Genomic DNA, 16,575 nt, shown 5'->3' with positions numbered 1-16,575 from the left:
GAATCAGCTGATGACGATCGTCACCGCGCGGCGATTCTGCGCCCAGCTCGCCTCGTCCGAGCCGAGCGCGATCGGGCGTTCCTTGCCGTAGCTGATCGTGGTGATCCGCGTCGCCGCGATGCCGCGCGCCGCGAGATAGTTCTTGGCCGCATTGGCGCGGCGATCGCCGAGCGCGAGATTATATTCGCGCGTGCCGCGTTCGTCGCAATGCCCCTCGATCGTGATGCGCGCCTCGGGATGCTGCGAAAGCCACGCGACCTGGCTGTCGAGGATGCCGCGCGCCTCGGCGTCGATCTCGTACTGGTCGAGCGCGAAGTGGATCGTGTCGCTGGCGACGGCGCGCTTGAACTGCTCGTTGAGCGGACCGGCGGGCGTATCGCTGTCGTCGGTCGTCGCCGGCGGCGTCACCGGCTGTTCGGCCGGCGGGGGCGGCAGATCCTTGGGCGCCTTCTTGGCACAGCCCGCCACCGCGACCAGGGTGAGCGCCAGCACGAGGCTGGTCTTGATCTTCGCCATCGTCATATCTCCTTCGTCGATGAACTGCCCGCGAATGCCCGCGGGAGATTACGCCCTCGTTTCGATTTGGTTCAACCTGCCCCCTGCGCCGGCGCCGTCAGGGCCGGATCGGCCCCCAATTGGGGTCCGACCCGTCGAGCGGCGTCGGAATCTTGCGTGCGTTGACGCCGGTGAGATCGACCGACCAGAGGTCCGGCCGGCCCGAGCCCTGCGCCGAGCGGAAGAACATCAGCACACGGCCGTTGGGCGACCAGGTCGGCGCCTCGTCGCCCCAACTGTTGGTAAGCAGCTTCTCGCCGCCGCCCGACGGGTTCATCACGCCGATGCGGAAGGTGCCGCCGCCCATTTTGGTGAACGCGATGAGGTCGCCGCGCGGGCTCCACACCGGCGTGGCATAGCGGCCGCCGCCGAAGCTGATCCGCCGCTGATTGCTGCCGTCGGCGTTCATCACGTAAAGCTGCTGCGTGCCGCCGCGATCGCTTTCGAACACGATCTTCGACCCGTCGGGCGAATAGCTGCCGCCGGTGTCGATCCCCGGCGCGTTGGTGAGCCGCTGGGGCTCGCCGCCCGCGACGCTGACGCGATAGAGATCGGTATTCGACGCGACCGCCATCGAGAACAGCACCCATTTGCCGTCGGGCGAGAAATGCGGCGCGAAGTTGAGATTGGCGTTCGACACCAGCCGGCGCGTGCGGCGTTCGGCCAGATCGTAGATGAAGATCGACGGCCGCCGGTTTTCATAGCTCATGAACACGATCGCGTCCTGGCGCGGCGACAGGCGCGGGGTGAGCACGATCGACTGGCCGTTGGTGAGGAAGCGGTGGTTGGCGCCGTCCTGATCCATGATCGCGATCTGCTTGCGCCGCCGGTTCTTCGGCCCCTGTTCGGCGACATAAACGACCTGGCTGTCGAAATACGGCCCCTCGCCCGTCAGCCGGGTATAGATCGCGTCGGCGCATTTGTGCGCGGCGCGGCGCCATTCGCCGGGGGTGACGACATAGCCCTGGCGCACCAGCTCGCTTTGCAGCGCGACGTCGTACAGATAGCAGCCCACGGTGAGCGAGCCGTTGCTGTTGGCGCGGACATAGCCCTGGACGAGCGCCTGCGCCGACTGGCCGTTCCACAGCGTGTAATCGGGCTTGTTGACCAGCCCGAACGCCACCGCCGGAAGCTGGCCCGGCCCGCGCGTCTTGAACAGGCCGGTGTTGCGCAGATCGTCCTCGATCACCTGCGCCATGCGGCGGCCGAGATCGTCGGTCGCGCCCGCCGCGGTCTGGACGACCTGTGCCGTCGGCATCGCGGGGACGGCGAGCACCAGATCCTGCGCCGCCTGGGCGGTGACGTCGACGCGCAGCGCCGATTCGCCCTGGCCGCCGGACTGGCCCGGCGCCGTCTGGCCCGGCTGATCCTGCGGCGCGGGTGCGGCGGGCGTGGTCTGCGCATGGAGCGCGGCCGGGCTGGCGGCGATCAGCAGCGCGATCGCGATACGGGTGGCCTTCATCTCACAACCCCTCATACAAAGTCGGTTCGATCGTTTTCCAGGCGTCATAGAACTGCGCAGGCAGGTGGAAGGGTGCAGCGAGCCGCACCGCGCGCACCGCCAGTTCGCGATGGCGCTGCGCCTGCGCCGAATTGCTGGCCGTCACCCCGGTCTGGCGCACGCGCGGTTCGCCGACGATCGTGCCGTCGCGCGCGAGCTGGACGATCACCGTCGTGCGCAACTGATCCGAATCGGCGCCGCTGGGCGGGCGCCAGTGCGGCTTGATCTGGCGGATCACCTCGGCGCCGAGCGCCGCCTTGACCTGTGGGCCGACATGCGCGGCGGGCGGCGTGGTCGACTGGCTGTTGTTCGGGCGATCGCCGATGCCGAGATCGAGCCCCGCGAGCCGCCCGGTCGGCTTGACCGGGCCGCGGCGCGGCGCGGGCTTGCCCGCATCGGCCCCCGCGGTGCGCGCCGGCGCCGCAGGCGCGGGCTTGGCGGGCTTTGCCGGCGCGGGCGCCGCCGCAGGGGCGGGTTTGGCCGGCGCGGGCCGCGCGGCGGGTGCGGGCGCGGGCCTGGGCGGCGCAGGCCTGGGCGGCGCGGGTTGCGCCTTGGGCTGCGGCTGCGGCTGGGGCTGGGGCTTCGGCTGGGGCTGGGGTGGCGGCGGCGTGGCCGGGCGCGCGGCGTCGACCGCCGGATCGGGCGCGGCCTCGGGCTCGATCGGCGCCTCTTCGGTCGACTTCTTGGCGGCGGGCGCCTCGTGGCTGGGCACCGGCGCCTGGCTTTGCAGGTCGACCGAATCGGCGAGCGTCACCTCGATCGGCTCGGGCTTGACCACGAGCGGCGGCGCGTTCTCGCGCGTGCCCATCGAGAGCAGCAGCGCGAGCCCGGCATGCGCCACGACCGCAACCGCCAACCCCGCCGCTTCGGACCGCGAAATCGCCATGGCTTACTGCGCGGTCGCGTTGGTGAGCAGCGACACGCGGTTGAGCCCGGCATGGTTGAGCTCACCCATCACGCGCATCACCTTGCCATAGCCGAGCCCCTGATCGGCGCGCAGATAGATCTGCGGCGGCTGGCCGTCGGGCTGCTTGCGGTCGGCCAGCGCGGCGAGCGCGCCGGGAAGCGCATCGTCGGCGATCGGCGCGTCGTCGAGGAACACCTGGCCGCGCGGATCGATCGAGATCTGCACCGGCTTCTGTTCCTGTTCGAGCGGCTTGGCGCGGCTGTCGGGCAGGTTGATCGGCACGCCCGCGGTGAGCAGCGGCGCGGTGACCATGAAGATGATGAGCAGCACCAGCATCACGTCGACGAGCGGCGTGACGTTGATTTCGGCCATCGGCGCCCGCCGGCCGCGGCCGCGCTGCGAAGGCAGGTTCATCGCCATCGGCTCAGCCCTCCATCTCCAGCCGGCGGCTGAGCGTGGCGTGGAAGCCGTCGGCGAAGCGGTTGAGCCGCTGTTCGACGCGGTTGATGCCGTGGCTGAAGCGGTTGTACGCGATCACCGCCGGGATGGCGGCGAACAGGCCGATCGCGGTGGCGAACAGCGCCTCCGCAATCCCCGGCGCGACGACCGCAAGCGACGAATTCTGTTGCTGCGCGATGCCGGTGAAGGCGCGCATGATCCCCCACACGGTGCCGAACAGCCCGACAAAGGGCGCGACCGAGCCGACCGTGGCGAGGAAGTTGAGCCGATCGGCGAGGCGATCGATTTCCTGCGCGACGGTGGCGCCCATCGCGGTGGCGAGGCGTTCGCGCGTGCCCTCGCGGTCGATCACCTTGCCCGCGGTCGAACGGCGCCATTCGGTGACGCCCGCCGAAAAGACGCGCGCGATCGGCAGGTCGCGCGTGGCGGCGCGGCGATGGAAGGCGTCGATATCCTCGGCCTCGCGATATTCGGTCTCGAACGCGTCGATCCCCTTGCGCACGCGCACCAGGCGAACGCTGAAGCTGAGGATGATCGCCCAGGTCCACAGGCTGGCGAGCAGCAGCCCGATCATCACCCCGCGGCCCAGCCAGTCGGCGTGGAGAAACAGCGCAATGGGCGACAGCGTCGCGGGATCGGTGGTCATCACATCCATGTCGAGTTCAGTTTCCCTTCCACACCAGCGGTTCGAACGCGGCGATCCACGCCGCAGGCTGCCGCCGCGGCCGGCCCGAGGGCGCGACGAACACCACCTCGATCCCGGCTTCGGCCACTATGGTTTCGCCCCGCATGACTCGTTGCTGAATATCCACCGCCGCGGGACGCAGCCGGGTAACGCGGCTGACGATGACGAGTTCGTCGCCCAGCCGCGCCGGCGCGCGATACTGAAGCGACAGCCCGCGCACGGCATAGGCGCCCTCGCCCGCTTCGTGCGCGGCGCGCTGGTCGATCCCGGCGGCGAGCACCATGTCCGACCGCGCGCGTTCGAGGAAGCGCAGGTAATTGGCGTGATAGACCACACCGGTAAGATCGGTGTCCTCGAAATAGACACGCACCGCGAAGTGATGCTCGGGGCCTTCGAAACGGCCCAGCGGCGCAAGGGCGGCAGGGGAATGCATCCCCCGGCTCCTAGCCCAGCATCGCGGCGGAAGGAACCCGATTAAGCCTTTGGCAACCACGGCGCGCGGGCGGGGCGCGGGGTGCCCGCCCGGCGGCCTGCCCAGCGGCCTGCCTAGTCGAACAGCCCGTCCTGCCCGCCCGCAGGCGGATTGAGGCCGAGATGCTTCCACCCCGCCGCGTTGAGGCAGCGGCCGCGCGCGGTGCGGGCGATCATGCCGATCTGGATCAGATAGGGCTCGATCACCTCCTCGATCGTGTCGCGCGCTTCGGACAGGCCGGCGGCGAGCGTTTCCACCCCCACCGGACCGCCGCGATAGATGTCGGCGATCATCGTCAGATAGCGCCGGTCCATCGTGTCGAGCCCGAGCGCGTCGACCTCGAGCCGGTTGAGCGCGGCGTCGGCGGCGCGCGCATCGACCGTCGCCGCCCCCGCGACATCGGCAAAGTCGCGCACGCGGCGCAGCAGCCGCCCGGCGATACGCGGGGTGCCGCGCGACCGGCGCGCGATCTCCTGAGCCCCGTCGGGCGCGATCGCGAGGCCGAGCAGCCCGGCGGCGCGCGTGACGACGCGCACCAGCTCGTCCACGGTATAGAATTGCAGCCGCACCGGGATGCCGAACCGGTCGCGCAGCGGCGTGGTGAGCAGCCCCTGGCGCGTCGTCGCGCCGACGAGCGTGAAGCGCGGCAGGTCGATCCGCACGCTGCGCGCCGACGGCCCCTCGCCGATCATCAGGTCGAGCGCGCGATCCTCCATCGCGGGATAAAGCACCTCCTCGACCGCAGGGTTGAGGCGGTGGATCTCGTCGATGAACAGGACGTCGCCGTCCTCGAGATTGGTGAGCAGCGCGGCGAGATCGCCCGACTTGGCGATCACCGGCCCCGAGGTGGCGCGGAAGCCGACGCCCATCTCGCGCGCGACGATCTGCGCCAGCGTCGTCTTGCCGAGCCCGGGCGGGCCGAAGAACAGCACATGGTCGAGCGCGTCGCCGCGTGCGCGCGCCGCGTCGATGAACACGCGCAGATTCTCGCGCGCCGCGCGCTGGCCGACGAAATCGTCGAGCGCCTTGGGGCGAAGCGCGGCGTCGACATCCTCGGGACGGCGGCCGGCGGAGATCAGACGGTCAGAATCGGGCATGGCGGGTCTTCAGTCGAGGGCGGGCGGCGCTCATTTCGCGGCCTTGCGCAGCGCGAGGCGGACGAGCGCGTCGAGCGTGGCGGCGGCGCCCAGCTCGTCGGCGGCGGCACCGACCGCGGCGCTCGCCTCGGCCGGCTTGAAGCCGAGGTTGAGCAGCGCCGAGACCGCATCGGCGGCGGCCCCGCCCGCCGGCGCGGCGCCCGCGCCCGCCGCCGCCGGGCCGAGCGCGATACCGCCCGCCTTGTCCTTGAGCTCGTTGACGATGCGCTGCGCCAGTTTCGGCCCGACGCCGTTCGCGCGCGCGATCGTCGCGGCATCGGCGCGCGCGACCGCGGCACGCAGGTCGGCGGGGGCGAGGATCGACAGGATCGCCAGCGCGACCTTGGCCCCCACGCCCTGCACGCTCGTCAGCAGCTTGAACCAGTCGCGCTCGTCGGCAGTGGCGAAGCCCATCAGCCGGATCGAATCCTCGCTGACCAGCATCTCGGTATGGATCGTGACCTGCTCGCCCACCGCGCCGAGCTTGTCGAGCGTCTTGGCCGAGGCGCCGACGAGATAGCCGACGCCGTTGACGTCGATCACCGCATGATCGGCGCCGCTGGCGGCGAGGCGGCCGCGCAGATGGGCGATCATCGGCGGCGCCCCCGCGACGGAAGCACGGCGCGCGGCGGCGCGGTTCGACGCAGGGCGACGGGCGACAGGCGGGCAGATCGGGTCACGCCCGGTACATAAACGGAACATGCGCGCATGGGAAAGGCGAAATCGCGCACGCCGCTGGCAATCGCCGCGCGAGCCCCCCAGCTTTTGCCCGAACGCGAGGGGGGACTTGATGCTGGAAACGGGTTTGCTGCTGATGTGGCTGGCGCTGTTCGCCGCGGGCGACACGCCGGTCGGACGCGCGATGCGGGCGATGGGCGTGGATGCGCCGGCGCGCCGGCTGTCGCGCTGGTCGCGCGGACAGGTGCTGCTGGTGGTGCTGACGCTGGCGGTGGCGGCGACGATCGTCTGGGTGATGGAGGACGAGGGACGGCTGCTGCTCGGCATGTTCGGGCCGGAGGTGGTCGGCGCGCTGACGGCGTTCGAGGTGAGCGCGTGGCTCGACGGGCTGATCGTGGTGGCGGCGACGGGATCGGCGCTGCGCGTGCGCGGGATGCGGCACTGGCTGGCGGCACGGATGCGCCGCGGCGGACGCGCGCGGACGGTGCGCGCGCGCCGGGTGCGGCGGCCGGGCGCGGCCAATGACGATGCCGACGGGCCGGCCGCGCAGGCGGCGTAGCGCGGCGGAAGGGCTGGCTGGGGCGGCGGGGTTTCCGCCGCTGGCGCGGCGGCCCCTCCACCATGCGCTGCGCGCATGGTCCCCCTCCCCGTGACCGGGGAGGATTTGGGGGCTAGGCGGCGGGACTTCCGCCGCTGGCGCGGCGGCCCCTCCACCATGCGCTGTGCGCATGGTCCCCCTCCCCGTGGCCGGGGAGGATTTTTGGGAGCTGGGGCGGCGGGACTTCCGCCGCTGGCGCGGCGCGTCCCTCCTGTGGCCGGGGAGGATTTGGGGGGTCAGCGCAGGCCGTTGCGGGCGCTGGCGAGGTGGTGGGCGTGGCAGATCGCCACCGCGAGCGCGTCGGCCGCGTCGGCGCCGGCGATCTTTACGCCGGGAAGCAGGCGCGAGACCATCGCGTGCACCTGTTCCTTGGCGGCGTTGCCGACGCCGACCACCGATTTCTTGATCGTGCTGGGCTTGTATTCGCCGACGTCGATGCCGCTGCGCGCCGCAGCGCACAGCACGACGCCGCGCGCCTGGCCGAGCTTGAGCGTCGACTGGGCGTTCGAATTGACGAACACCTCCTCGACCGCAGCGGCAGCGGGCGCGTGATCGGCGATCAGCGCGGCGAGCATCGCGTCGAGATGCGCGAGCCGGCGCGGCAGCGGCGCCCCGGTATCGGTGCGCAACTGGCCGTTGCCGACATGCGCGAGCCGGTTACCCTCGGCCCGGATCAGCCCCCAGCCGGTGGTGCCGAGCCCCGGATCGAGCCCGAGGATCAGCATCGCCCGGCCACGGGCCGATGCCGGCGGCCTGCGCCCCGCGACGCCCGCGGGGAAGCACCCGTCCACCCCCTCCCCGGTGCGGGGAGGAGCCGGTGCATCAACCCAGCTTCTCCATCACGTCGTCGGGCACTTCGTAATTGCCCCACACGGTCTGGACGTCGTCGTCGTCGTCGAGCGCGTCGATCAGCTTGAACAGCGTCGCCGCATCGTCGGCGCCGAGCGTCACCACCGTCTGCGGACGCCAGGCGAGCTTTGCGCCTTCGGATTCGCCGAGCACCGGCACGAGCGCCTTGGCGACTTCGTGCAGATCGCCCTGCGCGGTCCAGATCTCGTGGCCGTCCTCGCTGCTCGACACGTCCTCGGCCCCCGCCTCGAGCGCGGCCTCGAACACCTTTTCGGCGTCGCCGACGCTTTCGGGATAGGTGATGAGGCCCATCCGGTCGAAGCCGTGGCTGACCGAGCCCGCCGTGCCGAGGTTGCCGCCGTTCTTCGACACCGCGGTGCGGACGTTGGTGGCGGTGCGGTTGCGATTGTCGGTCAGCGCCTCGATGATGAGGCTGACGCCGCCGGGGCCGAAGCCCTCGTACCGGATTTCCTCGTAATTATCGCCCTCGCCCTTCGACGCCTTGTCGATCGCGCGCTGGATATTGTCCTTGGGCATCGACTGGGCCTTGGCCGCGTTGATCGCGGCGCGCAGTCGCGGGTTCATGTCGGGGTCCGCCAGCCCCGACTTGGCCGCGACGGTGATTTCGCGGCTGAGCTTGGAGAACATCGCCGAGCGCTTCTTATCCTGCGCGCCCTTGCGGTGCATGATGTTCTTGAATTTGGAATGGCCTGCCATGCGTCGTCCGTGCGTTGCGCGGGCGCGAAGGCAACTCGCGCGCCCAGCATTTCCATTGATGCGGCGTCGGTAAAGGAAAAGCCGCCCCTTCGACAAGCCTGCGCCGATACGCACGCGACGGGCGACACCGCCCGCACCCCGCCGTACCGGCGTGCGCGAGGCCGCAGCCCCGCGCCGCGCGATCAGATTCCCAGCGCCTGCTTGTAGGTTTCGAGCAGCATCTCCGCCTCGTCGCGGTGGTGCTTCTCCATCTTGCGCAGCCGGACGATGCTGCGCATCGTCTTGACGTCGAAGCCGGTCGACTTGGCCTCGGCATAGACATCCTTGATGTCGTCGGCGATGCCCTTCTTCTCCTCTTCGAGACGCTCGATGCGTTCGATGAAGAGGCGCAGCTGTTCGGCGGAAATCGAATCGGACATGTCCGGGCTCCTGTGACTGGTGACGCCATCCCACGCGCACCGGACGGTCACGGCCGGGGGGATCGACGGAAAAAGACGAAGCCGGCCGCTTACTGGACGGCGCGCCGCCGCTCAAGCCCCGCCGCGGCGCCCGCGCGGCCTCGCCTCGGCGCGCTCGAAATTGTAACCTTCATCGCCAAAAGCGTCGATCGCAGTTGAACGGAACGCAATCGGCGGTTGAAGATGCCGCAAGAGCGACTAGACGGGAGCCGGACAAGGATGACAACGATGACACAGGCATTGAGCCCCCGTACGCGCAAGGTGCGGATTCTCGCCACGCTGGGTCCGGCCAGCAGCACTCCCGAGATGATCGAGCGGCTGTTCGAGGCCGGCGCCGACGCGTTCCGAATCAACATGAGCCATGGCGACCAGGCGTCGAAGGCGCCGGTGGTCGAGGCGATCCGCGCGCTGGAGGCGCGTTACGGCCGCCCGACGACGATCCTCGCCGACCTGCAAGGCCCCAAGCTGCGCGTCGGCAAGTTCGCCGAGGGCCGCGTAATGCTGACCACCGGCCAGCGCTTCACGCTCGACCGCGACCCGACGCCGGGCGACGCCACGCGCGTCGAGCTGCCGCATCGCGAGATCTTCGAGGCGGCGCACGAGAATGCGCGGCTGCTGCTCGACGACGGCAAGCTGGTGCTGCGCGTCACCGCGGTGACGCCCGACCGGCTGGAAACCACGGTCGAGGTCGGCGGCGCGCTGTCGAACGCCAAGGGGCTCAACGTCCCCGACATGGTGCTGCCGCTCGCCGCGCTGACCGAAAAGGACCGCAGCGACCTGGCGTTCGCGGTCGAACAGGGCGTCGACTGGATCGCGCTGAGCTTCGTCCAGCGGCCCGAGGACCTGATGGAAGCGCGCCGGCTGATCGGCGGCAAGACGGCGCTGCTCGCCAAGATCGAGAAGCCGAGCGCGATTTCGCGGCTCGACGAGATCATGGAGCAGTGCGACGGCGTGATGGTGGCGCGCGGCGACCTGGGCGTCGAGCTGCCGCCGCAGTCGGTGCCGCCGCTCCAGAAGCGCATCGTCGAGACCGCGCGCCGCATGGGCCGCCCGGTGATCGTCGCGACGCAGATGCTCGAATCGATGATCGAGAGCCCCTCGCCGACGCGCGCCGAGGTCTCCGACGTCGCGACCGCGGTGTATGACGGCGCCGACGCGATCATGCTTTCGGCCGAAAGCGCCGCGGGCAAGTGGCCGACCGAATCGGTGGCGATGATGAACTCGATCGCCGACGCGGTCGAGCGCGACCCCGGCCATGGCGACCGCGTCCATTTCACCGTCACCCGCCCCGACCCCACCACCGCCGACGCGCTGGCCGAGGCGGCGAAGAACATCGCCGTCACCGTTTCGGCATCGGCGATCGTGTGCTTCACCAGCTCGGGCTCGACCGCACGCCGCATCGCGCGCGAGCGGCCGCGCGTGCCGATCCTGGTGCTGACGCCCAAGCTCGACACCGCGCGCCGCACCGGGCTGTTGTGGGGCACGCACGCGGTCCACACGCGCGACGTCGAATCGTTCGAGGAAATGGTCGCCAAGGCCAAGCGCATGGCGATGCGGCACGGGCTGGCGGCGCAGGGCGACCGCATCATCGTGTGCGCGGGCGTCCCCTTCGGCACGCCGGGTTCGACCAACGTGCTCCACGTCGTGACGATCGTCGGCGACGAGCTGACCAACTATCGCGGCCCCGAGGGCGCGTGACGCCGATACCGGGGGCGCGGAACGCCGTGCCCCCGGACGGCGGACAAGTCGATTCGTTCAGAAAAAGCGTTCGGGCAGGCGGCGCTCAGCCGAGCAGGCCGTGGCCCACCAGTTGCGCGCGGAAGCGATCGGCGCCGTCGAACAGCACCGCATGGATGCCCAGCGCCGCCGCGGCATCGACATTGGCGCGATTGTCGTCGACGAACACCGCATCGTGCGGCGCGAGGCCGAAACGATCGAGCGCGAGCCGGTAGATCGCGGGATCGGGCTTGACCAGCCGCACCTCGCCCGAGACGAGGATGTCGCGGAAACGATCGAACACCCCCGCCCATTGCGCGCGGAAGGGCGGCCAGAATTCGGCCGAGAAATTGGTGATCGCGAACAGCGGAACGCCCGCCGCGTCGAGTTCCTCGACGAGCGCGACCATGCCGGGCAGCGGCCCGGGCACCTGATCGTTGAAGCGCGGCCCCCACAGCGCAATCCATTCGGCATATTCAGGATGCAGTGCCGCCAGCTCTGCCGAGGTTTCGGCAAAGGGACGACCGGCATCATGCTGAAAATGCCATTCGCGGGTGGCGACCTGCGACAGAAATGCGTCGAGCGTCTGACCGTCGCCGATCAGACGCTCGTACAGGAAGCGCGGGTTCCAGTCGAACAGCACGTTGCCGACATCGAAGATGACGGCCGACGGCTGAACCACCGAATCAGCCCTGGCGGGCCTTGAAGCGCTTCTGGGTCTTGTTGATCACGTAGATCCGGCCACGGCGGCGGATCACGCGGTTGTCGCGGTGCCGCCCCTTGAGCGACTTCAAAGAATTCACGATCTTCATGACCGATTCGCTTCTCAAACTATCTGGAATGCCGGAAAGAGGCGCCCGCCTATCGGCCCGGCGCGCCCGAGTCAAGGCAAACCCGCCCCGATCGCGTGCTTTACCCGCGACGGCCGCGCCGCGGCTCGCCTTTGGAACCCGGGCGGGCTAGACCGGGTTGAGCGGCGGCGGGGCGTTCTTCCCGCGCGCCGGAAGGTTGCGATTACGGAGGGTCGTTCCATGTCGAGCTTGATGCCCAAACCCGCGATGCTGGCCGCACTGGCCGCCGCGACGCTGGCGGGCGGGTGCACCGCCACCACCGCGCAGGCGCCGGTCGACGTCACGCGTTTCCACCTGGGCCAGCCGATGGAGCGCACGAGCATCAAGATCGAGCCGATGGCGCAATCGAGCGAGATCAGCCCCGAATTCCAGCTTTACGCCGACGCGGTCGCCGCCGAGCTGGAGCGGCTGGGCTATGCGCGGTCGCTGGGCACGACGCCGTCGGGCTATATCGCCGCCGTCTCGTTCAGCCGCGTCGCGCGCGGCGAGGTGAAGGAACGCCCGCCGGTGTCGATCGGACTGGGCGGCGGCAGCTATGGCAGCGGCGTCGGCCTGGGCGGCGGCGTGAGCTTCGGCCTCGGCGGCAAGACGCGCCAGCTCTATACGTCCGAACTGTGGGTCCAGCTGCGCCGACGCAGCGACAACACGACGGTGTGGGAAGGCCGCGCGGTGACGCAGGCGACGAGCGGCACCGCCGGCGCCAGCCCCGCCGACGCCGCGCCGCGACTGGCACGCGCGCTGTTCAAGGACTTTCCCGGCGAGTCCGGCATCACTATCACGGTGAAATGACCATCAAGATCAACGCCGGCTTCGATTCCGGCAACATCCGCCTGGTGGCGATCGACGGCGACCGGATCGATCTGGAGATCGTGAAGGACCATCAGTCCGATTTCTACCAATGGTTCCATTTCCGCGTCGCCGGCGCGAAGGGGCGTACGCTGACCTTCCGCATCCTCAACGCGGCCAATTCGGCCTATGCGTTCGGCTGGCCGGGCTATCGCGCGCGGTGGAGCACCGACCGGGCGACGTGGCGCACGACCGACACCGACTATACCGACGGCGTGCTGCACTTCACGCGCACGATCGACACCGACCTGATCTGGTTCGCCTATTTCGCGCCCTATTCGATGGAGCGCCACCACGACCTGATCGCGCGCATCGCCGCGCAGCCGGGCGTCGCGCACCGCGAGCTGGGCGTCACGCTCGACGGCCAGCCGATCGATTACCTGACGATGGGCGACGGGCCGAAGCAGGTGTGGCTCTATGCCCGCCAGCATCCGGGCGAGACGATGGCCGAATGGTGGATGGAAGGCGCGCTGGAAAAGCTGACCGACGCCGACGACGCGACCGCCCAGGCGCTGCGCCGCAAGGCGACGCTGCACATCGTCCCCAACATGAACCCCGACGGATCGCGGCGCGGGCACCTGCGCACCAATGCCGCGGGCGTCAACCTCAACCGCGAATGGGACACCCCCACCCCCGAGCGCAGCCCCGAAGTGCTGGTGGTGCGCAACCGCATGGACGAAACCGGCGTCGACTTCGCGATGGACATCCATGGCGACGAGGCGATCCCGGCCAACTTCCTGGCCGGATATGAAGGCATTCCGAGCTGGACCGACGCGCATGGCGAGAAATTCTATGCCTATGCCCGCCGGCTGGCCGAGGCGACGCCCGATTTCCAGCTCGAGCTCGGTTATGAGAAGTCGGCGCCGGGCCAGGCCAATCTGTCGATGTCGACCAACCAGCTCGCCGAGCGTTTCGGCGCGGTGTCGATGACGCTGGAAATGCCGTTCAAGGACCATGACGCCAACGCCGACGCCGCGTTCGCGTGGAGCCCCGAGCGCTGCAAGCGGCTGGCGCATTCGTGCCTCGACACGCTGGCCGGGATGATCGACGAACTGTGATCGCGATCCGCGAAGGCGGGCTCGACACCCCCGCGGTGCAGGCGCTGCTGGCGCTGCACGCGCGGGGGATGCTGGCGAGCTCGCCCGCGGAAAGCTGCCATTTCCTCGACCTGTCGGGGCTGAAGGCGCCCGAAATCCGCTTCTGGAGCGCGTGGGACGCCGACGCGCCCGATGCCGCGCTCGCCGGGGACCCCGGCTTTGCCGCCGCGCACGCGCTCTATCGCCGTTTCGGCTTCGAACCCTGCCCCGCCTTTGGCGACTATCCTGCCGACGATCGCTTTTCGCGCTTCTTCACGCGGCGGATCGGGCCGGACGCCGCCCCCCTTTCCCCCGCCGCCGCGCTCGTCTAACCGGCGCTGGCGCATTCCCGATCTTGCAAAAACACCGGAGGTTTCGATGCCCACGCTCGTCCTGATCCGCCACGGCCAGTCGGCCTGGAACCTGGAGAACCGCTTCACCGGATGGTGGGACGTCGACGTGACCGAGAAGGGCGCCGAGGAAGCGCGCGCCGCCGGGCGGCTGATGCGCGACAAGGGGTTCGATTTCGACCAGTGCTTCACCAGCGTCCAGACGCGCGCGATCAAGACGCTGAACCTTGCGCTGGAGGAGATGGGCCGGCTGTGGCTGCCGGTCGAGAAGGACTGGCACCTCAACGAGCGCCATTATGGCGGGCTGACCGGGCTCAACAAGGCCGAGACCGCCGCCAAGCACGGCGAGGAACAGGTGCATGTGTGGCGCCGCAGCTTTGACGTGCCGCCGCCGCCGATGGAGGCGGGGTCGCCGTTCGACCTGGCGCAGGACCGCCGCTATGCCGGGATCAAGGTTCCCGCGACCGAAAGCCTGAAGGACACGATCGCGCGCGTGCTGCCCTATTGGGAAGCGCGGATCGCCCCCGAGCTGAAGGCGGGCAAGCGCGTGCTGATTTCGGCGCACGGCAACTCGCTGCGCGCGCTGGTGAAGCACCTGTCGGGGATTTCGGACGCCGAGATCACCGGGCTGGAGATCCCGACGGGCCAGCCGATCGTCTATCAGCTCGACGACGCGCTCAACGCGACCGACCGTTATTACCTGAACGAGCGCTGATCGCGCGACCCGACGAGGGGGACGCAACGAAAAGGGGGCGAGGCACCGGGCCTCGCCCCCTTCGATGTTACGCAAATCGCTCCGGCGGGACCGCGCCGATCAGAACGAGGTCCAATCGTCGCCGCCGGCGGCGACGGCCGAGCCGTTGACCGGCAACGGCTTGACCGGCGACTGATAGGCGGGCGCCGCCGCCTTGGCCGGACGCGCGGGCTTGGCCGCGGGACGCGGAGCCGGCGCGGCGGGCGCCGACAGGCGCGCCGCGGGCTCGTTGCCGGTGCGGAACTGGCCCGAACGGCTGGCGAGGATCGCGACTTCCTCCGACAGATGCCGCGCGGCAGCCGAGGTCTGTTCGACCATCGCGGCGTTCTGCTGCGTCGACTGGTCCATCGTGTTCACCGCGCTGGCGATCTCGCTGATCGTGCTCGACTGGGCGCGGTTGTCCTCGGCCATCGTGCTGACGAGGCCCGAGACTTCCTCGACGCTCGAGGTGATCTCGGCGAGCGCGTTGTCGACATTGTGCACGGCGTCGACCGCGACGACGATGTCGGCCTGGGTCAGCGTGAGCTGTTCGCGGGCGCGCTTCGCCTCTTCCTCGGCGCGCATCGCGAGTGCCGAGACGAGGTCGGCGACGACGGCGAAGCCGCGGCCCGCCTCACCCGCACGACCGGCCTCGACCGCGGCGTTCATCGCGAGAACGCGCGTCTGGAACGCGATCTTGTCGACGCCCTCGATCACCGTGTCGATGCCCTTGGCGCTTTCCGACACGCGCGTCATCGCGCCGCTTGCCTGGTTGGCGCGTTCGCGGCCGGTGCCGACGATCGAAAGCGCCTCGCGGGCACGATCGGCGGTACGGCCCGCCGAATGGGCGCTCGAGCGCAGGCGGTTGTCGATCTGCGACAGCGCGGCCGAGGTCTGTTCGAGGCTCGCGGCGTTGCTTTCGGTGCGACGCGCAAGGTCGTCCGACGCGGCGGCGATTTCGGTCGAGCCCGTGCGGATATTCTCCGACGCGTTCGAGATGACGCCGATCAGGTCGCGCAGCTTTTCGATCGCGCCGTTATAGTTGTGCTTCAGATCGTCGTAGGACGGCGGCACCTGTTCGTCGATGCGCGCGGTGAGATCGCCTTCGGCGAGGTTCGACAGCTTGTGCGAGACGAGGCTGACGATGAACGCCTGGTCGGCATCGGCCTGGGCCTTGGCGGCTTCGGCGGCGATACGCGCCACGGCGCCTTCGCGGAACACCTCGACCGCAGCCGCCATGCCGGCGACCTCGTCGCGGCCGTCGAGCCCGGGGATCGGCGTGCCCGTGTCGCCGTCGGCGAGCGAGCGCATCCGGCCTTCGAGCGCCTGGACCGGCTGCGTGATCGAACGGCTGATGACCCAGATCACGGCGGCGACGATCACCACGAACACGATCGCGATCGAGCCGAGGTTGAACGCGTCCTGCATTACCGCGGCGCGGATCTGGTCGAACAGCACGCCGGTGCCGAGCGTCATGCCCCAGGGGGCGAAATGGCGGACGAACGACAGCTTCATGTCGGCGCCCGAGCCGCTCGCCCGCTGCCAGTTATATTCGATGAAACCCTGGCCGTCGCGCTTCGACAGATCGACGATGCGGCTGAACAGCGGCTTGCCGTCGGCATCGTTGACGCCGGCGACGTTCTTGCCGACCAGATCCGTGCGCACCGGGTGCATACGGATGACGACGTCGTCGCCGATGATGAAGAAATAATCGTCCTTGCCGAACCGCAGCGTGCGGATCGATTCAAGCGCCGCCTGCTGCGCCTGTTCGCGCGTCATGCGGCCCGACTTCTCCTCGTTATAATAACGGTCGAGAATGCTGTAGGCGATGTCGACGCTCTGCTGCGTCGCGCTCTTGAAACTGTCGGTCCGCGTCACGTTGAGACGCATGACGGCCAGTCCCATCAACAGGCCCAGACCGACCAGCGCGGTCAGGGCGATGATATTTAATCGCCTGGATATCTTAATTTTGTTAAGGAATGACACGG

At 69.6% G+C, this 16,575-nt stretch carries 20 protein-coding genes; 6 read left to right on the top strand and 14 right to left on the bottom strand.

The window, feature by feature from the left end; all coding sequences use genetic code 11:
- Positions 1-3: 3 nt before the first annotated feature.
- The 8 genes from pal to ruvA form a co-directional block, all read right to left on the bottom strand.
- Complete coding sequence (gene pal, locus ACT3CF_RS03105; RefSeq protein WP_478420264.1) at positions 4-516, bottom strand: peptidoglycan-associated lipoprotein Pal; 513 nt, start codon at positions 514-516, stop codon at positions 4-6.
- 97 nt (positions 517-613) lie between these two features.
- Positions 614-2,017: a Tol-Pal system beta propeller repeat protein TolB gene (gene tolB, locus ACT3CF_RS03100; RefSeq protein WP_478420262.1), complete on the bottom strand. Its 1,404-nt coding sequence runs from the start codon at positions 2,015-2,017 to the stop codon at positions 614-616.
- A gap of 1 nt (position 2,018) precedes the next feature.
- Positions 2,019-2,942 (bottom strand): TonB C-terminal domain-containing protein, encoded by a 924-nt coding sequence (locus ACT3CF_RS03095; protein WP_478420260.1) that lies wholly within the window; start codon positions 2,940-2,942, stop codon positions 2,019-2,021.
- Positions 2,943-2,945: 3 nt separating this feature from the next.
- On the bottom strand, positions 2,946-3,383 hold the full coding sequence (gene tolR / locus ACT3CF_RS03090) for a protein TolR (RefSeq protein ID WP_478420258.1): 438 nt from the start codon (positions 3,381-3,383) through the stop codon (positions 2,946-2,948).
- A gap of 4 nt (positions 3,384-3,387) precedes the next feature.
- Positions 3,388-4,077 (bottom strand): protein TolQ, encoded by a 690-nt coding sequence (gene tolQ, locus ACT3CF_RS03085; RefSeq protein WP_478420256.1) that lies wholly within the window; start codon positions 4,075-4,077, stop codon positions 3,388-3,390.
- A gap of 7 nt (positions 4,078-4,084) precedes the next feature.
- A complete protein-coding gene (locus ACT3CF_RS03080; protein WP_478420255.1) occupies positions 4,085-4,540 on the bottom strand; it encodes a YbgC/FadM family acyl-CoA thioesterase in 456 nt (151 codons plus the stop codon).
- A gap of 113 nt (positions 4,541-4,653) precedes the next feature.
- Positions 4,654-5,676, bottom strand: coding sequence for a Holliday junction branch migration DNA helicase RuvB (gene ruvB / locus ACT3CF_RS03075; RefSeq protein ID WP_478420254.1), 1,023 nt, complete (start codon positions 5,674-5,676; stop codon positions 4,654-4,656).
- A gap of 30 nt (positions 5,677-5,706) precedes the next feature.
- The gene (gene ruvA / locus ACT3CF_RS03070; protein WP_478420253.1) at positions 5,707-6,309 is read right to left on the bottom strand and encodes a Holliday junction branch migration protein RuvA; all 603 of its coding nucleotides are present in this window, start codon (positions 6,307-6,309) and stop codon (positions 5,707-5,709) included.
- 196 nt (positions 6,310-6,505) lie between these two features.
- Between ruvA and ACT3CF_RS03065 the strand changes: the two genes are divergently transcribed.
- Positions 6,506-6,952, top strand: a complete 447-nt coding sequence (locus ACT3CF_RS03065) for a hypothetical protein (RefSeq protein ID WP_478420252.1) — start codon at positions 6,506-6,508, stop codon at positions 6,950-6,952.
- A gap of 275 nt (positions 6,953-7,227) precedes the next feature.
- Here the strand turns inward: ACT3CF_RS03065 and ruvC are convergent, their stop codons facing one another.
- From ruvC to ACT3CF_RS03050, 3 genes are all read right to left on the bottom strand, one after another.
- A complete protein-coding gene (gene ruvC, locus ACT3CF_RS03060; protein ID WP_478420251.1) occupies positions 7,228-7,716 on the bottom strand; it encodes a crossover junction endodeoxyribonuclease RuvC in 489 nt (162 codons plus the stop codon).
- Positions 7,717-7,813: 97 nt separating this feature from the next.
- On the bottom strand, positions 7,814-8,557 hold the full coding sequence (locus ACT3CF_RS03055) for a YebC/PmpR family DNA-binding transcriptional regulator (RefSeq protein ID WP_478420250.1): 744 nt from the start codon (positions 8,555-8,557) through the stop codon (positions 7,814-7,816).
- Positions 8,558-8,739: 182 nt separating this feature from the next.
- On the bottom strand, positions 8,740-8,976 hold the full coding sequence (locus ACT3CF_RS03050) for a DUF2312 domain-containing protein (RefSeq protein WP_436826988.1): 237 nt from the start codon (positions 8,974-8,976) through the stop codon (positions 8,740-8,742).
- Positions 8,977-9,243: 267 nt separating this feature from the next.
- Between ACT3CF_RS03050 and pyk the strand changes: the two genes are divergently transcribed.
- Positions 9,244-10,713 carry a pyruvate kinase gene (gene pyk / locus ACT3CF_RS03045; protein ID WP_478420249.1) on the top strand — a complete coding sequence of 490 codons (1,470 nt, stop codon included), beginning with the start codon at positions 9,244-9,246 and terminating at the stop codon, positions 10,711-10,713.
- 85 nt (positions 10,714-10,798) lie between these two features.
- Here the strand turns inward: pyk and ACT3CF_RS03040 are convergent, their stop codons facing one another.
- Both ACT3CF_RS03040 and ykgO read right to left on the bottom strand, forming a co-directional pair.
- The gene (locus ACT3CF_RS03040; RefSeq protein ID WP_478420248.1) at positions 10,799-11,413 is read right to left on the bottom strand and encodes an HAD family hydrolase; all 615 of its coding nucleotides are present in this window, start codon (positions 11,411-11,413) and stop codon (positions 10,799-10,801) included.
- Positions 11,414-11,417: 4 nt separating this feature from the next.
- Positions 11,418-11,543 carry a type B 50S ribosomal protein L36 gene (gene ykgO / locus ACT3CF_RS03035; protein ID WP_010543750.1) on the bottom strand — a complete coding sequence of 42 codons (126 nt, stop codon included), beginning with the start codon at positions 11,541-11,543 and terminating at the stop codon, positions 11,418-11,420.
- 219 nt (positions 11,544-11,762) lie between these two features.
- On the opposite strand from ykgO, the gene ACT3CF_RS03030 reads away from it, so the two are divergent.
- Genes ACT3CF_RS03030 through gpmA form a run of 4 tightly spaced genes read left to right on the top strand, consistent with a single transcriptional unit; the run spans position 11,763 to position 14,569 of the window.
- Positions 11,763-12,371, top strand: a complete 609-nt coding sequence (locus ACT3CF_RS03030; RefSeq protein WP_478420247.1) for a DUF4136 domain-containing protein — start codon at positions 11,763-11,765, stop codon at positions 12,369-12,371.
- Positions 12,368-13,486 carry a M14 family metallopeptidase gene (locus ACT3CF_RS03025; protein ID WP_478420246.1) on the top strand — a complete coding sequence of 373 codons (1,119 nt, stop codon included), beginning with the start codon at positions 12,368-12,370 and terminating at the stop codon, positions 13,484-13,486. The genes ACT3CF_RS03030 and ACT3CF_RS03025 overlap by 4 nt, the downstream gene beginning before the upstream one ends.
- Entirely contained in the window at positions 13,483-13,836 is a 354-nt protein-coding gene (locus ACT3CF_RS03020) for a hypothetical protein (protein WP_478420245.1), read from the top strand. Before ACT3CF_RS03025 ends, ACT3CF_RS03020 begins: the two co-directional genes overlap by 4 nt.
- 46 nt (positions 13,837-13,882) lie before the next feature.
- The gene (gene gpmA / locus ACT3CF_RS03015) at positions 13,883-14,569 is read left to right on the top strand and encodes a 2,3-diphosphoglycerate-dependent phosphoglycerate mutase (RefSeq protein WP_478420244.1); all 687 of its coding nucleotides are present in this window, start codon (positions 13,883-13,885) and stop codon (positions 14,567-14,569) included.
- 99 nt (positions 14,570-14,668) lie between these two features.
- Here gpmA and ACT3CF_RS03010 read toward each other — a convergent pair whose 3' ends face one another.
- Positions 14,669-16,477, bottom strand: coding sequence for a cache domain-containing protein (locus ACT3CF_RS03010; RefSeq protein WP_478420243.1), 1,809 nt, complete (start codon positions 16,475-16,477; stop codon positions 14,669-14,671).
- Positions 16,478-16,575 lie beyond the last annotated feature (98 nt).

It is taken from the genome of Sphingomonas chlorellae (assembly GCF_056485145.1).
The sequence above is the reverse complement of the archived record's forward strand: the minus strand, read 5'-3'. Positions and strand labels throughout refer to the sequence as shown.

What these genes read in the sequence shown, in the direction of transcription:
- ruvA (WP_478420253.1), bottom strand. Translation starts at nt 6,309, where the DNA reads ATGATCGCCCATCTGCGCGGCCGCCTCGCCGCCAGCGGCGCCGATCAT.
- ruvC (WP_478420251.1), bottom strand. Translation starts at nt 7,716, where the DNA reads ATGCTGATCCTCGGGCTCGATCCGGGGCTCGGCACCACCGGCTGGGGG.
- ACT3CF_RS03030 (WP_478420247.1), top strand. Translation starts at nt 11,763, where the DNA reads ATGTCGAGCTTGATGCCCAAACCCGCGATGCTGGCCGCACTGGCCGCC.
- ACT3CF_RS03050 (WP_436826988.1), bottom strand. Translation starts at nt 8,976, where the DNA reads ATGTCCGATTCGATTTCCGCCGAACAGCTGCGCCTCTTCATCGAACGC.
- ACT3CF_RS03010 (WP_478420243.1), bottom strand. Translation starts at nt 16,477, where the DNA reads ATGCGTCTCAACGTGACGCGGACCGACAGTTTCAAGAGCGCGACGCAG.
- tolR (WP_478420258.1), bottom strand. Translation starts at nt 3,383, where the DNA reads ATGGCGATGAACCTGCCTTCGCAGCGCGGCCGCGGCCGGCGGGCGCCG.
- ACT3CF_RS03065 (WP_478420252.1), top strand. Translation starts at nt 6,506, where the DNA reads ATGCTGGAAACGGGTTTGCTGCTGATGTGGCTGGCGCTGTTCGCCGCG.
- ykgO (WP_010543750.1), bottom strand. Translation starts at nt 11,543, where the DNA reads ATGAAGATCGTGAATTCTTTGAAGTCGCTCAAGGGGCGGCACCGCGAC.
- gpmA (WP_478420244.1), top strand. Translation starts at nt 13,883, where the DNA reads ATGCCCACGCTCGTCCTGATCCGCCACGGCCAGTCGGCCTGGAACCTG.
- tolB (WP_478420262.1), bottom strand. Translation starts at nt 2,017, where the DNA reads ATGAAGGCCACCCGTATCGCGATCGCGCTGCTGATCGCCGCCAGCCCG.
- ruvB (WP_478420254.1), bottom strand. Translation starts at nt 5,676, where the DNA reads ATGCCCGATTCTGACCGTCTGATCTCCGCCGGCCGCCGTCCCGAGGAT.
- tolQ (WP_478420256.1), bottom strand. Translation starts at nt 4,077, where the DNA reads ATGGATGTGATGACCACCGATCCCGCGACGCTGTCGCCCATTGCGCTG.
- ACT3CF_RS03055 (WP_478420250.1), bottom strand. Translation starts at nt 8,557, where the DNA reads ATGGCAGGCCATTCCAAATTCAAGAACATCATGCACCGCAAGGGCGCG.
- pal (WP_478420264.1), bottom strand. Translation starts at nt 516, where the DNA reads ATGGCGAAGATCAAGACCAGCCTCGTGCTGGCGCTCACCCTGGTCGCG.
- pyk (WP_478420249.1), top strand. Translation starts at nt 9,244, where the DNA reads ATGACACAGGCATTGAGCCCCCGTACGCGCAAGGTGCGGATTCTCGCC.
- ACT3CF_RS03095 (WP_478420260.1), bottom strand. Translation starts at nt 2,942, where the DNA reads ATGGCGATTTCGCGGTCCGAAGCGGCGGGGTTGGCGGTTGCGGTCGTG.
- ACT3CF_RS03025 (WP_478420246.1), top strand. Translation starts at nt 12,368, where the DNA reads ATGACCATCAAGATCAACGCCGGCTTCGATTCCGGCAACATCCGCCTG.
- ACT3CF_RS03080 (WP_478420255.1), bottom strand. Translation starts at nt 4,540, where the DNA reads ATGCATTCCCCTGCCGCCCTTGCGCCGCTGGGCCGTTTCGAAGGCCCC.